This window comes from Phaeodactylibacter sp. (assembly GCF_040219495.1).
GTDB lineage: Bacteria > Bacteroidota > Bacteroidia > Chitinophagales > Saprospiraceae > Phaeodactylibacter.
This window is the reverse complement of the sequence record NZ_JAVJSK010000074.1, coordinates 97758-110627: the sequence shown is the minus strand read 5'-3', so window position 1 is coordinate 110627 and position 12870 is coordinate 97758. Positions and strand designations below refer to the sequence as shown.

Annotated in this window: 15 protein-coding genes and 1 tRNA gene; 6 read left to right on the top strand and 10 right to left on the bottom strand. The window is 51.2% G+C overall.

Features of this window, described 5'->3' with window-relative positions:
• Nucleotides 1-353: 353 nt before the first annotated feature.
• Nucleotides 354-464: transfer RNA gene (locus RIC19_RS11185), tRNA-Asp, on the bottom strand.
• Nucleotides 465-726: 262 nt separating this feature from the next.
• Nucleotides 727-2127 carry a DUF819 family protein gene (locus RIC19_RS11180; protein ID WP_350178403.1) on the bottom strand — a complete coding sequence of 467 codons (1401 nt, stop codon included), beginning with the start codon at nt 2125-2127 and terminating at the stop codon, nt 727-729.
• Between the two features lie 82 nt (nt 2128-2209).
• Between RIC19_RS11180 and RIC19_RS11175 the strand changes: the two genes are divergently transcribed.
• Nucleotides 2210-2680 carry a nucleoside deaminase gene (locus RIC19_RS11175; protein WP_350178402.1) on the top strand — a complete coding sequence of 157 codons (471 nt, stop codon included), beginning with the start codon at nt 2210-2212 and terminating at the stop codon, nt 2678-2680.
• A complete protein-coding gene (lspA, locus tag RIC19_RS11170) occupies nt 2680-3180 on the top strand; it encodes a signal peptidase II (protein ID WP_350178401.1) in 501 nt (166 codons plus the stop codon). Before RIC19_RS11175 ends, lspA begins: the two co-directional genes overlap by 1 nt.
• 20 nt (nt 3181-3200) lie before the next feature.
• Here lspA and RIC19_RS11165 read toward each other — a convergent pair whose 3' ends face one another.
• On the bottom strand, nt 3201-3830 hold the full coding sequence (locus RIC19_RS11165) for a trimeric intracellular cation channel family protein (protein WP_350178400.1): 630 nt from the start codon (nt 3828-3830) through the stop codon (nt 3201-3203).
• A 147-nt stretch (nt 3831-3977) separates the two neighbouring features.
• Between RIC19_RS11165 and RIC19_RS11160 the strand changes: the two genes are divergently transcribed.
• The 3 genes from RIC19_RS11160 (at nt 3978) to RIC19_RS11150 (ending at nt 5847) form a co-directional block, all read left to right on the top strand.
• Nucleotides 3978-4901, top strand: a complete 924-nt coding sequence (locus tag RIC19_RS11160; protein WP_350178399.1) for a universal stress protein — start codon at nt 3978-3980, stop codon at nt 4899-4901.
• 152 nt (nt 4902-5053) lie between these two features.
• Nucleotides 5054-5434 (top strand): hypothetical protein, encoded by a 381-nt coding sequence (locus RIC19_RS11155; protein WP_350178398.1) that lies wholly within the window; start codon nt 5054-5056, stop codon nt 5432-5434.
• Complete coding sequence (locus tag RIC19_RS11150; RefSeq protein ID WP_350178397.1) at nt 5431-5847, top strand: CBS domain-containing protein; 417 nt, start codon at nt 5431-5433, stop codon at nt 5845-5847. Before RIC19_RS11155 ends, RIC19_RS11150 begins: the two co-directional genes overlap by 4 nt.
• 91 nt (nt 5848-5938) lie before the next feature.
• Here the strand turns inward: RIC19_RS11150 and RIC19_RS11145 are convergent, their stop codons facing one another.
• Entirely contained in the window at nt 5939-6280 is a 342-nt protein-coding gene (locus RIC19_RS11145; RefSeq protein ID WP_350178396.1) for a hypothetical protein, read from the bottom strand.
• Between the two features lie 113 nt (nt 6281-6393).
• Here RIC19_RS11145 and RIC19_RS11140 point away from each other — a divergent pair, with 113 nt between their 5' ends.
• Nucleotides 6394-7050 carry a hypothetical protein gene (locus tag RIC19_RS11140; protein ID WP_350178395.1) on the top strand — a complete coding sequence of 219 codons (657 nt, stop codon included), beginning with the start codon at nt 6394-6396 and terminating at the stop codon, nt 7048-7050.
• A 270-nt stretch (nt 7051-7320) separates the two neighbouring features.
• Here RIC19_RS11140 and RIC19_RS11135 read toward each other — a convergent pair whose 3' ends face one another.
• From RIC19_RS11135 to RIC19_RS11110, 6 genes are all read right to left on the bottom strand, one after another.
• The gene (locus tag RIC19_RS11135; RefSeq protein WP_350178394.1) at nt 7321-7764 is read right to left on the bottom strand and encodes an SgcJ/EcaC family oxidoreductase; all 444 of its coding nucleotides are present in this window, start codon (nt 7762-7764) and stop codon (nt 7321-7323) included.
• A 58-nt stretch (nt 7765-7822) separates the two neighbouring features.
• Entirely contained in the window at nt 7823-8665 is an 843-nt protein-coding gene (locus RIC19_RS11130) for a nuclear transport factor 2 family protein (protein ID WP_350178393.1), read from the bottom strand.
• A gap of 115 nt (nt 8666-8780) precedes the next feature.
• On the bottom strand, nt 8781-9884 hold the full coding sequence (locus tag RIC19_RS11125) for an NAD(P)H-dependent flavin oxidoreductase (RefSeq protein WP_350178392.1): 1104 nt from the start codon (nt 9882-9884) through the stop codon (nt 8781-8783).
• A 356-nt stretch (nt 9885-10240) separates the two neighbouring features.
• The gene (locus RIC19_RS11120) at nt 10241-11200 is read right to left on the bottom strand and encodes an NAD-dependent epimerase/dehydratase family protein (RefSeq protein ID WP_350178391.1); all 960 of its coding nucleotides are present in this window, start codon (nt 11198-11200) and stop codon (nt 10241-10243) included.
• Between the two features lie 134 nt (nt 11201-11334).
• Nucleotides 11335-11979 carry a sulfotransferase family protein gene (locus RIC19_RS11115; protein WP_350178390.1) on the bottom strand — a complete coding sequence of 215 codons (645 nt, stop codon included), beginning with the start codon at nt 11977-11979 and terminating at the stop codon, nt 11335-11337.
• Nucleotides 11980-12070: 91 nt separating this feature from the next.
• Entirely contained in the window at nt 12071-12847 is a 777-nt protein-coding gene (locus RIC19_RS11110; protein WP_350178389.1) for a tetratricopeptide repeat protein, read from the bottom strand.
• Nucleotides 12848-12870: the final 23 nt, after the last annotated feature.

The following is a 12870-nucleotide window of genomic DNA, read 5'->3' as shown; positions in this document are numbered from 1 at the left end:
CAAGCCATAAATCCTTGACACCCCAAGTTTCGTTCTTTTCCGCCTACTCTTCGTTGAAGAACCGCTCCTTTAGCTCGGGCTAAAGTCGCGAACCTTCGCCTTGATTAGTCGAAAAATAACTTCAACTTAAGTATCAGAGATTTATGACTTGAGGCACTAGCGATTTTTTCTTTAGCCAAAGCCTGCCCTGCAGCATGGCGGGATTCCCGACCTTAGTGGCGCTAAGGCAGGCGGTTCTTCAACGCCGGATAAAGGAAAAAGCGCTCTTGGGAAACCGACAGTTATTGATTGCTCGTCGCTTAGCATAAGAAATGGTGTTGACTATACCTGGACTAACACCATCCTGTAAACTGCTGTAAGGGCAGGACTCGAACCTGCACGGAGTGGTTTCACTGGTTAAAGCTAATCCCAAAATCTCCACCCCCGAGACGGGAGGGCGCGGCTGCCAATTTCGCCACCTCACAGTATTTTTAGAAATTTGCAACACTTTTGCTGCTTTCGATATTACAAATCTAAAACAAGCCTTGTTTTTTTGCAAACTTATCAATGAAAAATAAAAATAAATAGAAGGTGGTTAAAATAAAGCAGACTTCATTGACATATTCGCAATAAAGTCTGCTTCGAAAGATGGGTTTTTGATAATTTTAAAAAGAAGGTATTTTAGCTGTATTATATTTATAAGAAGGGGTTGTGTTTTGAATAGATAGCAATAAAAAACCTCTTTTGTTAGCCAACGGCTACCGCTTGCATGAGGAAGGCACAAATCAGGGCGCCATAGGTGCCTAAAGCATAGCCCAGTACCGCCATCAATACCCCCACCGGTGCCAGAGCCGGGCTAAAGGCTGATGCCACGATAGGAGCGGAAGCTGCACCGCCTATATTCGCCTGACTGCCCACTGCTACAAAGAAGAAAGGCGCCCGGATGAGCTTAGCCGTAATCAGCAAGGTGGTGATGTGAATCAGCATCCAAACGATGCCAATGGCAAACAGGCCAAGGTTTTGTAGGACCTCGCCCAGGTTCATCTTCATACCGATGGTAGCAACCAAGATGTAAATAAAGACACTGCCCCAGCGCGAAGCGCCCACACCTTCCAGCTGCTTTGCTTTAGAAAAGGACAGGCCTAACCCCATAGTTGTGGCAATGACGATCAGCCAGAAGAAACCAGACATCAGCGAATTGAGGCGGGCAGCTTCCAGTGCGGCTTTAAATTGGCTTACCATCGGCACGATTACGTCGGCTCCCCAGTGGGCGAGGGCCACACCGCCAAACGCTACGGCGAGCAGTATGAAGGTCTCCGTTGTGGTGGGGATCTTCGCTACACTGGCCTGATAGTCGGAGACCCGCTGCTTGAGGTCAGTAATGGCACTGTTGTCAGCTTTGAGGCTCAGGTCAAGCCGGTCGGAAATGCTGGCCCCGTAGAGCAGAAAGCCCATCCAGATATTGGCCACCACCACATCCACCACAATCATGGAGGCAAAGAGGTTATCCTTCACCTCAAAAATTTCTTTCATAGCGGTCTGATTGGCACCGCCTCCGATCCAGCTACCGGCCACAGTAGACAGTCCGCGCCAGAGCTCGTCATGAGTCACCGGGATGAGGTCGGGAAAAACATTGACAACGACCAACAGAGCGATTGGCCCACCAAGGATGATGCCCAGCGTAGCAGCAAAAAACATAATCAGGGCTTTAGGCCCCAGGTTGAGGATGCCTTTGAAGTCGATGCCCAGACAGAGGAGCAATAAACTGGCTGGCAGCAGGTAGCGGGAAGCTACAAAGTACAACTGCGACTTGACCACAAACCCTTTGAGCTCTTCTTTGGGGATATTCTGATCCATAATGATCTGCTTCAGCGTGCTCCAGGAAGCATGATCGGGCAGATTAGGGGCTATGCCGCTTTCGCGGAAGTGCTCCGCCAGTGTGCCGAGGTCGTACCAGCTGGGCGCGATGAGCCCCAGAGGCCAGTGCAGCAGGGCTGGCAGGAAGTAACAAAGCAGCAGGGGCGGAACATAAGTGTAGAATTTCTTCCAGCCGGGCTTATCGCTGCTGGAGGTCACAAAAACCAGGGCGAGCACAACAATGAGCAGCCCGAGAATGATGGCATCGTTGGTAAATAAAGGTTGTGTCATTTTGTTGTTGGATGTTCGTTGGCCTAAATATACCAATTTCCATCTCCCTGCGTAAATTGTATCTTGCAGGCAAAAATCCAGTATGTCAGATCAGGATTTTATGAGTGTGGCGATTGAGCTGGCTAAGGCAGGCGTGGAAGAAGGGCTGGGCGGCCCCTTCGGAGCCGTTGTGGTTAAGGACGGTATCATCATCGGGCGCGGGCAAAACCGGGTACTGGCAGATACCGACCCGACTGCCCACGCTGAGGTGGTCGCCATTCGGGCTGCCTGTACGCATTTAGGGAGCTTTCAGCTGGACGATTGTACGCTGTACACCTCCTGTGAGCCCTGCCCAATGTGCCTGGGTGCCATCTACTGGGCCCGCCCTGCCCGCATGGTCTACGCCTGCACCCGGGATGATGCAAGTGCAGTCGGCTTTGATGATGGAATGATTTATGAGGAGATCAATCGCTCCATAGAAGACCGGCGTATTCCTACCCAACAGTGCATGCGCACAGAAAGCCTGAAAGTAATGGCACTTTGGGCTAAAAAAACAGACAAAACTGAATATTAATGATGGATATCACGATCAATGGAAAGCGTATAGCACTGGTACTAGGCGTTGTTATTGCCAATATTGTGCTCGACCAGGTCACCAAAAGTATGGCCCGGGAGCAGCTTATGAGCGCCGGGCAGATTTCCTACCTGGGTGATTTCTTCCGCCTGTCCTTTGTTGAAAACCGGGGGGCGTTCCTCAGCTTAGGCGCTGATATGTCAGAACAGCTCAGGTACTGGGGCCTGAAGGTATTGCCGGTCCTGCTGTTGATTGGCTTGCTTGGGTACACCCTTTTTTCGCCAAACCTGAGCAAGCTGCAAATCCTGGCCTTCGCCTTCATTCTGGGTGGGGGTATCAGTAACGTATACGACCGATTGCTTTACAATCAGGTAGTAGACTTTATGAATATGGGTTTCCCCAGCCTCCGTACCGGCATCTTCAATTTTGCCGATGTCTCTATAATGGTAGGGCTGGGGTTGATGCTGCCCGAGCTGTTCCGGCGGCCGGCAAAGCAATAGCGGGCAGCCCCTGCTATGGATTAGCTGCCAGATGACGGGTTGGCACTGCGCCCGGCTTCGGGCAGGCCCCAGTGATAGCGTACGGCCCCGATGCGCAAGGCAATGATGAACAGGACGGTGCTCATCACACTGTAGTCGTACGCCAGTCCGGTTTGTTGCAAGATCAGAAAAAGCACTGCACCAGCAAGACAAGCCGTGGCATAAATTTCACTTCTGAAAATCAGGGGTTCTATATTGCAGAGGGTATCGCGTATAACGCCCCCGAATACCGCCGATACGGTGCCCATCATGACCGCGATAATTGGGGAAACCCCAAAATCGAGCGTCTTGGTGAGCCCCAGAATGGTAAACAAGCCAATCCCGATCGTATCGAATAGAAACATCGTACGCCTAAGCTTGTAGATATAAGGCTGGAAAAGATAACCAAAGGAAGCCCCGCAACCGATGGCGATCAGGTAGTTGAGGTCCTGCATCCAGCCCACAGGTGTCGCCCCGATGAGCATGTCCCTGACGCTTCCACCACCCACAGCTGTGATGAAGGCAATGACAAATCCCCCGAAGAGATCAAACCGCTTATTGGCTGCCGTTAGCATTCCGCTAATGGCAAATACGAACGTCCCCGCGATGTCTAAAGCGTAAATAAGCTCCATGCTGCCTGCTTTTATCGCAAAGGTACAGCCATTTGATAAAAGTCATCCTGCTGCTTTGATTATTGTCATTACAACTGATATGGACTAAGCCTACATTTGGCATAGAGAAAATTCCTAACCATTATGATGTCCTTAAGCCAAGCCACAATGAGTACAAGCAAAAGCCAAAGAATCGAACCTTTCCAGATTCGGCAGGGGATGCTTGCCCTGGAGCTGGGAAGCACCGACAACAAAACCCTGGAGTACCTGGACTTTCTGACCAATCAGGTGCCTACCGGGGCCATTTATTTCCTGCATGTGTTGCCTCGTTTTGATATCATCAACTCTGTGCTCGGCCGCGAAGCGGACGGCGTGGTCAGTAATTATGAGATTAACGATGAGGTCGTCACTAAGATGGACCGTGAAATCCGTGCTCGTATGAGTACGCATGAAGGTATGCATGTTGAATTTGACGTCAAAGAAGGCTCTCCACTGGAGCAACTGCTGGAAGATGCCAAAGACGTAGATTCCGACCTGGTCATCATTGGGCAGAAGAGCGGAGTAAGCCGTCACGGTATTTTGGCCAAGAACCTGGCCCGCCGTGCACCTGGCAATACCCTGATCGTACCCGACCGTTCCAAGGTGCAACTCAAGCGCATCCTGGTACCGATTGATTTCTCGCCGCATTCCATCAATACCATGCGCACGGCCTTGTCTCTAAACGAAAGCCTGGAGACGCCCGCTGAGATTATTGCGGTCAATATCTACGAGATGCCCAACCTCAGCGTGTACAAGATACAGCGTACCCGGGCTCAGTTTGAGGCTATGCTGCGGAAAGACCATGAAGAAGCCTTTGAGGCCTTCCTGAATACGCATTTCCCGGACCATAAGGATAAAATCCGCATCGAGCTCATCATGCAGGAATCACCGGGCATTGCCCAGTACCTGATGGAGTTCGCCACAGAAGAAAAAGCTGACATGATTGTCATGGGGGCCAAGGGGCATTCCAAAGTAGAGCTACTGCTCCTGGGCAGTGTAACGGAAAAGCTGCTTGCGATCAACGAGCATATCCCGACCCTTGTGATCAAATGATACAATACCTTAACCGGGTATAAAGACTCTATTTAGTGAGGTTAGTTTTTCGGGAGGCCGCCAAATTTTATTTTGGCGGCCCTTTCCTCAGCCTTTGCCAAGTTTAACCAAATCAGGTGCAGTCCAGGCGCTGCGCAGCAAAAGTCAATGCCATGATTATTTCAGATAGCAAAACCATACGGGACATCCAGGCCGAATTTCACCGGGAATTCCCCGGGTTAAAGATCGAATTTTATAAACAAGCGCACCAATCTGGTGAAGGCTCTCCGGTCAAAGAGCGCATTGATACCAACTTACAGCTCAAGTTTGTGCGGGAGGTCCACAATAAGGAAGATTTTGAAATCGACTCTTCCATGACCGTAGCTTCTTTTGAGCAATTGATGGCCGAGCGCTTTGGGCTCAACGTGCAAGTCTTCCGCAAGTCCGGCAACATTTGGATGCAAACCACTTCCACGGACCACTGGGCACTACGTGAACAGAACCGCAAAGGTGCTTCCTCCGAAAGCCACTACAACGAAAAACATAACGTATGACCACCTCCACGGTCGCTGTAAGCGATATCATGACCAGGAATGTCCTCTTTGCGAAGCCGGAACAAGGTTTCGCTGAAATCGCCCGGCTCTTCGCCGAGATGGATATTCATCACTTGCCGGTCACGGATAAGGCTGGCAAGCTGATCGGCATCATCAGTGCCAATGACGTGATGCGTGGTTTTAGCCGGCGGCTATTCAATAGTGCCGACGGCTCGATTCCTCTTGATCAGTCTCTGACGGTTGCTGACCTGATGACAAGCAGCCCTGTTTACCTGTGCCCGGCCAATTCTATTCAAAAGGCTGCAGAGCTGTTTGCGCGCCACCGTATTCAGTGCCTCCCTGTAGTGGAAGGTACTAAGGTGGTGGGCATCATCACTACGCGCGACTTGGTGAAACACTTCGCCGACATCTAAGATTAAATTGGCTTTTGCGACTAGGATGAGGGGCGGCTGCCAGTAATTGGTGGCTGCCCTTTTCTATTGGGGGCACTCCACAGCGATATGCTCACAACTCCAGCCCGCCCAAGTCCCCCAAATCCGGCTGCTGAAAGTGTTTTTTGGTATAGGCACGCTGCTTTTGGCGCTCCAGCACAAGGCGTGCAAGGGCCACATTGGCTGGTTCCGGACATTGGGGGGAAAGGGCGTAGTTGACCTTGGCTTCTTTTACGTCGAGGCGGTAAAGGTTACTGAGCAGCACCTCCAGGTTATACTCAATCATTCCGGCTATCTGATCGGCCAGCAGGCGCAGGAGGTCTTCTTCGGTGGCAATGGGCTCTTCGCCTTCCTGCAGGTCAAAATCGCGCAGGATGAGTTCCTTGGTTCCTTCCAGGTCTTCCGGTATCGTCATTAGGTTTAATCTTTGTACCCTGCAAGGTAGCACCATTTGGAATTTGTGCAAAAGACCAGCGACTTTATCCTCAAAACCGTTATCTTCAAGGAAACTAACCAAAAATCAAAGCCATGAAAAACTTACTATTTCTGGTTATGCTGTCTGGTCTCCTATTGGGCTGCAATGCCCAGGAAACGCAGGAAGTTGAAGCCAACGCAGAAGCTGAACCGGAAGACAGCCTTGTAGCTTACCAACCTATCGATTCTGATGAGGCGCTGATGGCCACCGCCCTGATGGCTGCCCCCGAAGCCAGCCGGGAAGGTGTGAAGGTAATTGGCTACAATATGGCTGGCGAATTCGTCACGTTCAAAGAAGGGAATAACGAATTCATCTGCCTGGTCGATAACCCCAAACAGAAAGGGTTCAATGCGGCCTGCTACCACCATAGCCTTGAGCCCTTCATGGCGCGGGGAAGGGAACTGCGGGAGGCAGGTAAGAATGCCAATGAAATTTTTGATATGCGGGAGGAGGAAGTAAAGGCGGGCAAGCTCGAAATGGGGGAGACGGGAGCCACCTTGCACCTTTACTACGGCCCGGAATCCAATTACGACCCGGCTACGGGCGAGGTGGATCAGGCGCAGTACCGCTACGTGGTTTATATGCCCTTCGCCACTGCTGCATCTACCGGACTGCCAGAGCGCCCTGTGGAGCCTCATCACCCCTGGATCATGAACCCGGGCACGCACCGGGCGCATATTATGATTACCCCTTTGACGGAGGGGGAGTGATTTGATTCGGGATGCCGCTAATGAAAAAGTATCTAGAGTAGGAAAACGACTTGCTAATACATGAAATTCAGCTAAATTCTATGTAGTAGGATACGAGAATTCCGCGTTTTTCTAAGCTTGGGCCTGGGCAGTGATGCCTGGAGAAGTGATAGGATTACTAGAGAGCGTGGTTGAAAACAGCCCTTTTTTCCGCTACACTGACCCTGGTATCTCAATTTATTGATGGCCGCCGTGCAGTTCCCTGTGAGTACTCCAACGGCGGCATTGGGCTTACTGCGGGCTCACCTTTAGGCGGCTCAACAGCCATCGGCCATCAACCTTTACAGCATGGTGGTCGAAATGGCCCTTGAAGGTCGTAGTCTCGCCGGTCTCCTTGTTGGTCATTGTTTGCGTGAAACTGCCTTTGGTGTTCGCTTTGCCGTCGGAAAGCAGGGTGGCGGCCATATCGTCAGCAAACTCAATAGTGCCTGTGTTGCCGGCAAAGGTTTTTGCCCAATTCGCTTCTATATCGGCACGGGTGACCGTACTAAGGCTGCCATCGGCGTTGACAATCTCCACCTTTTCAGCGTGTACTGCGGCCAGGGCGGCTGCGTCGCCGCGCTCGTAGGCGGCTTCCCAGGCGCTGCCTAGGGCGGCTATCTCAGTGTCGATAGTTTGGGCTTGCATGCTGACCGCGGTCAGGAGCAATGCGGTAAGCAAAATGAAATTATTCATAAGTTGAAAATTATTTGGTTTGAAAATGTGTGTTTTGTTGTGAAGCCGGGCCTAGGGATTACCGCACCGCTGCGGCGGCTTGTTTTGTATCCGTAAACTGCTGGAAGGCGATGATCTTGCCATCCCGCAGCGTCCACAGGTGGGCTGTTTGCGAGTCGATCGTCTTGCCCGTTGCTTTGTGCTTGGCATTGTAGCGCAGGGTGGCCAGCACTTTATTGCCAGACACGTCGTGCAGTTCGATGTCGGTCAGGTTCCAGTATTCCCACTCGGCGCCGATGCGGGCGAAGACGCCGTTCAGCACAGCTTCGGGGCCGACGTAGGGATTCTTATCCGCGTAGGGAAAACTCTCGGCTTCGTTCCAGACGATATCCGCGTCCATCGGTTCCAGGGCGGCGGGGATATCCCCCTTGGCGAAGGCTTGGTACAGCCCGTCGATGACCGCCACGTTTTCCGTTGCGGGATCCATCAGTACGGATTTGGCGATCTTCCACTCGCCGTCCTCTTTTAGCATGGTGTTGGCGTATTGGCCAGTGACATCAATCGCTATGTTGTAGACATTTGGGGTACCGTAAACTTCGTAAGTGCCTTCAGCGACAAATGCGTACTCCGCATCCGACCAGCGCAGCCTGTTCTGACGGACCAGTAGGGTGGCGTTATTTGCCCGTAGCTGTTCGGCCAAGGCGGCAGCGATGCTTTCGGGCCCCTCAATCCGCTTGCCTTCCGTATCGATGCGTACGGCGTCGTCCGTGTACATCTCTTGGAGGGCGGCGTGGTCGCCTGCATTGTAAGCAGCCATGTACTGGCGGGTGAGGCTATGCATCGCGGCTTCGTCCGTCGGGGATTGCGCTTGCAGCAGCGTGGTGCAGCCCAGCAGGGTGGCGCAGAATAATAGCTTTTTCATAGTTGTAAAGTGTTTTTGTTAAGTAATGGCACACCCAAGTTCCAGCGCGGACAGGTGCGCGTATTTCGCGGTGTTAAGAATATTGGCGGCCAGGACTTTGACCCGGTAGCCTTTTCTATTTATTTTCAAATTCTTTCCAAAGCCGTTCTATTAATTCAGCTGCAGTAGGAATATCGTTTATTTTACTTACGCCTTCACCCGCATACATACACATGCTTTCTAAATCGCCAGTATCACCTTCCACAGGCCTACGTCCCGAATACATTTTAATATCACCTCCCCAAGGTGTTTTTCCTATCACTTCTCCTTCTCTTGGCTTTTTTCCATTTAGAGGGCAACCTTCGGCTTCCCAATTGAGAAATGTGCTCGTTCTCAACACTCTATGCATGGCATTCCATTCCAAGTTGAAGCAATGGGTATAAACCGTACTATTCTCTCCGGCTTCAAGCAACTTTTGTCTGTAACCATCAGTTAGGTTACTTTCTTTAGTGGAGATAAATCGAGTACCCATAACAACTCCGGCGGCGCCATTATAGATAGCCGCCCTAATATCCTCTCCTGTACTGATACCTCCAGAAACTAACACAGGTACTTCTCCAGCTACTTCCAATACTTGAGGCAAAGCATATTTGTTGTATTGTGTTGCTTGTATGTGCCCACCAGCCTCTAGACCCTGACAAATCAGAAAATCCGGGCTTAATTTCAGGGCATTTTCAGCATTCTTTTTGCTTGAAACCTGTATGCCTAATTTTCCCCCTGCATTCCTGATTTGTGAAACAATTTCGGCGCTGGGAACCCCCCATGAAAACTGAAAATTCTTACAACCTGCTTCCAGAGCTTTATCCAATGATTTTGGCTCAAAATGGAGGACATAATTCGCGTAGTAATTCCCATCTGTTGCTTCATTCAGGCGTTTGGCCGTTTCGAAGGCATCCTCGGGGGACGTCCATGTGAATTGAATGCAACCCATTCCTCCTGCATTGGCAATCGCAATAGCCAAATTTTCACCACCAGGTGCTGCCTGGAAAAATGGATATTTTAAATCAAAAAGCGATAAAAGCTTTTTGCTGCTTTCGTTTAGGGCCCCGGACTCCTTTTCTTCGATTGGTTTTGATGCGGTACACGAAGACACTAACGCGGTGGACAACCCTAGTGCACCAACAGCGCTTGTTTTAATGAAATCCCTTCGGGAAGGTGTGTTAAGGTTCTTTTTTTTCATTTTGAGTGTTATTTGATTTCGGTTGCACCTAACTCAATGGTATCCGAAAACGGGCGCAAACCGGATTGTCGCATTAGCTCTTATTTTCTTGGTAAGTTTGACACCTGCGGCGTCAATTAAAAGAGGAGGCCTGTTTTTTACTAATGGTCGACCCCTATCGGGGGTCGTACATCAGTAAAACTTAAGCTTGAAATGTAGCGCCGACTCCAGCGGAGTCGCACTTTACAATCTTCACTTACCACTTGCGACAATTTGGTTTACGCCCCCGAAAACTACAGTGAAAAAGTTCAGTTCCCGGCTTTTTCGGTGCCCGCCTTCAGGCCTTCCATGCCCAGTCGTTTTCAGCATCCGGCCGATTAAGTGCTCGCCGCTTTCATAGCTTGCACATAGCGGGCAAAAGTCGTGCTCAATGGTTTGAACTGTACGCCCAGCTCCCGGGTAGCCATCGCGTTGCTGTACACCTGACGGGCTGTACCGGCGGGTGCCGACCCGTTCAACATCAATGAGATGTCGGATATGCGGTAACTCTCGCTGGAAATCAGATAGTTCTTGCCATGCAGTTTGCTGCGGGTAGCTGCCTGGTAGACCGATTCGGCCACGTCCGCTACGTCCACGTTCGCCCAGTACACATCCTGCTCGTAGAGCTTCTCGAGGAAGGGGTTCGGAGCGATGTTGTTTTTGAATAAATACTGCAAGCCCATAGAGGTGGAGTCTTCCCGCTGTGACAGCGCCACGCCCATGACGCCCACGGGCGAGACCGTGGTGATTTCAAAACCTGCATCGGGATTGTCGGCGATGAACTGCTCGACGGCCCGGTTGGCGAGAAACTTGGCTTGCGCGTATGGGTGATCTTCTTCTCTGAAATGGAAAGGATCCGCTTCACTGACCGTGTCCCCCTCGGATTTGCCAGCGGGCAACATCGGGAAGCTGGTATTCATAGCCGCTACCGAAGCGATGAACACTACTTTCGTTACACTTGGTGTTTCGCTGACCACCCGCAGGAAGTTCTCCGTACCTTTGATGGTGGGGTCGAACAGGTCCCGCTGCGGATCTTCCACATCCAACTGAAACGGCGTGCCCCCGTGCACGAGGATGTCGCAGCCGTTGGCAAAGGCCTTCAACTGGTCCAGGTGTTGAACGTCAAGCGGTACGAGCTCCATGTTCTCCGAATGGGGCAGCGCAGACAGATGCGCGTATTTCGCGCTGTTGGAAATGTCCGTGGCCGATACTTTAACTAGGAACCCATTTTCTAAAAATTGCTTGGTGACGTAACTGCCGATGAAGCCGGCGCCACCGATGATACCTACGGTTTGCATGATGTTGTGTTTTGGTGTAAGTAGCCGGGTACCATATTGGCACCCGGCTACTATGGTGATAAATTTTAATCTTCTGCTTCCTCTGAAGCGGCTTGAGCTTTTTAGGTGCCTGCCGACCAAACAAGCTTAAGGTACTACTCTGCCGCGGGGGTTGGCTTGGTGGCAGCGTTCACCAACTCCCAGAACTCCTCCCGGTTATTGGTGCGGGGAAAAGCTGTGGCAGGGGTCGCTACGCCCAAAAATTCGCATAACGGATCCCATCCTTCCTTTACCTGATATACCAGTAGTTGCTCAGATGGGATAAAACTCCGGACTGCCTGGTTGTGTGCTTCATACCGCTCTGCCAGCCCCTCGAAATCAAGGTTCATGGGGAAACCTGATTTACCAATCGCTTTCACCACCATATTGAGCCATTCCTGTACGGGCGCGGGAGCTTTTTCCCGCTCGGCAAGCAATTTGTAGATGGTAGAGCCAAAGCTTTCTGCCCATGACTTTTTGCTTCGGTGGGTTAAAATAAACCTGGCCTTCGGATAGGCTGCATACAGCTCCTTGTAAAAGGCAGCCGTAGGCCAATCAACGGCGCTTTGCATGCCTTCATAAATGGCCTCAAAGTTGGGCATATCATTCAATGCCGCATTCCACAGTGGCAGTTGCACGGGCATGTTTTGAGCCACGCGCTCCATGTGGTGGCAAGGCCCGAGTTGCAGGCTTTCCAGTGCCGTTTTTAGGGAATAGGTCCCGGTTCTGCCAAGGCCTAGTCCAATGACTTTCAAATCCATGATCTTAATTTTTGGTACCTGTTGTAATCGGTTTTCGGCTTTCCCGTTTTGCGCTGATCGGACGAGTTTACAGCGCCCGACCAGCGCTACTTTAATTTCCGGCTGCCTTCATAGCTTCCCGTGCCTTCTCCGCCCGTTCTTCAGCAAGTTCCATTCCCATTTTAGCGGCTTTATCGTAGTATTCCGCCGACCTGGCATAGTCCTTAGCTACCATGTAATACTCGCCCATGCTGTCGTAGGCATTGGGTTCGTTCGGGGACAGTTCGAGGTATTTGTCAAAAGCGGCTTTGGCTTTTTCCATCTCACCGAGTGCCATGTAGTTGTAGCCCAGCGTGTTATAGCTGCCTCCGAATTCAGGGCGTAGCTCAATGACCTGCTGTGTATACTTCACTGAAGCCTGCGGGTCTTTGCTAATCCAGGAAGCGGAAATAGCGGCGAGCCCATAGGCTTGCGCATTGTTGGGGTAGGCGTCGGTCAGGGAAGCCATAAATTTGGCCACATCGGCTTTTGGGTCTTTGTCCAATGTTTGCAAAGCCTTGCGCAGGATCAGTTCGCCTTTGTTGAGTCCGGTAGCATCAATGGCCAGAGCCGACTTGATGTGGGGGGCTGCTTTTTCGTATTGCGTAAAGGAGGTCTCCGCTATCGCCAGATAAGCGTAGGCCATGAAGAAGTCCGGATCTGACTTTAACGCGGTATTCATGGCTTCATAAAAAGTAGGCAGATCCGCGCTGTCGGTCGCCTGTATGCCCTTTATATACGCCGCTTTGGCCGCTTTGGAAGTGGTGGAGACGGGCAGGTACATATCCTGTGCAGACAGGAAGGACAGGCTGCCCAAAATCAGGGCAATGGAAAGGATTCGAATTTTCATAAAAGATGATATTTGATTGAAAT

Coding starts and splice junctions, on each gene's coding strand:
- RIC19_RS11180 (WP_350178403.1), bottom strand. CDS start 2,127: ATGACACAACCTTTATTTACCAACGATGCCATCATTCTCGGGCTGCTC.
- RIC19_RS11175 (WP_350178402.1), top strand. CDS start 2,210: ATGTCAGATCAGGATTTTATGAGTGTGGCGATTGAGCTGGCTAAGGCA.
- lspA (WP_350178401.1), top strand. CDS start 2,680: ATGATGGATATCACGATCAATGGAAAGCGTATAGCACTGGTACTAGGC.
- RIC19_RS11165 (WP_350178400.1), bottom strand. CDS start 3,830: ATGGAGCTTATTTACGCTTTAGACATCGCGGGGACGTTCGTATTTGCC.
- RIC19_RS11160 (WP_350178399.1), top strand. CDS start 3,978: ATGAGTACAAGCAAAAGCCAAAGAATCGAACCTTTCCAGATTCGGCAG.
- RIC19_RS11155 (WP_350178398.1), top strand. CDS start 5,054: ATGATTATTTCAGATAGCAAAACCATACGGGACATCCAGGCCGAATTT.
- RIC19_RS11150 (WP_350178397.1), top strand. CDS start 5,431: ATGACCACCTCCACGGTCGCTGTAAGCGATATCATGACCAGGAATGTC.
- RIC19_RS11145 (WP_350178396.1), bottom strand. CDS start 6,280: ATGACGATACCGGAAGACCTGGAAGGAACCAAGGAACTCATCCTGCGC.
- RIC19_RS11140 (WP_350178395.1), top strand. CDS start 6,394: ATGAAAAACTTACTATTTCTGGTTATGCTGTCTGGTCTCCTATTGGGC.
- RIC19_RS11135 (WP_350178394.1), bottom strand. CDS start 7,764: ATGAATAATTTCATTTTGCTTACCGCATTGCTCCTGACCGCGGTCAGC.
- RIC19_RS11130 (WP_350178393.1), bottom strand. CDS start 8,665: ATGAAAAAGCTATTATTCTGCGCCACCCTGCTGGGCTGCACCACGCTG.
- RIC19_RS11125 (WP_350178392.1), bottom strand. CDS start 9,884: ATGAAAAAAAAGAACCTTAACACACCTTCCCGAAGGGATTTCATTAAA.
- RIC19_RS11120 (WP_350178391.1), bottom strand. CDS start 11,200: ATGCAAACCGTAGGTATCATCGGTGGCGCCGGCTTCATCGGCAGTTAC.
- RIC19_RS11115 (WP_350178390.1), bottom strand. CDS start 11,979: ATGGATTTGAAAGTCATTGGACTAGGCCTTGGCAGAACCGGGACCTAT.
- RIC19_RS11110 (WP_350178389.1), bottom strand. CDS start 12,847: ATGAAAATTCGAATCCTTTCCATTGCCCTGATTTTGGGCAGCCTGTCC.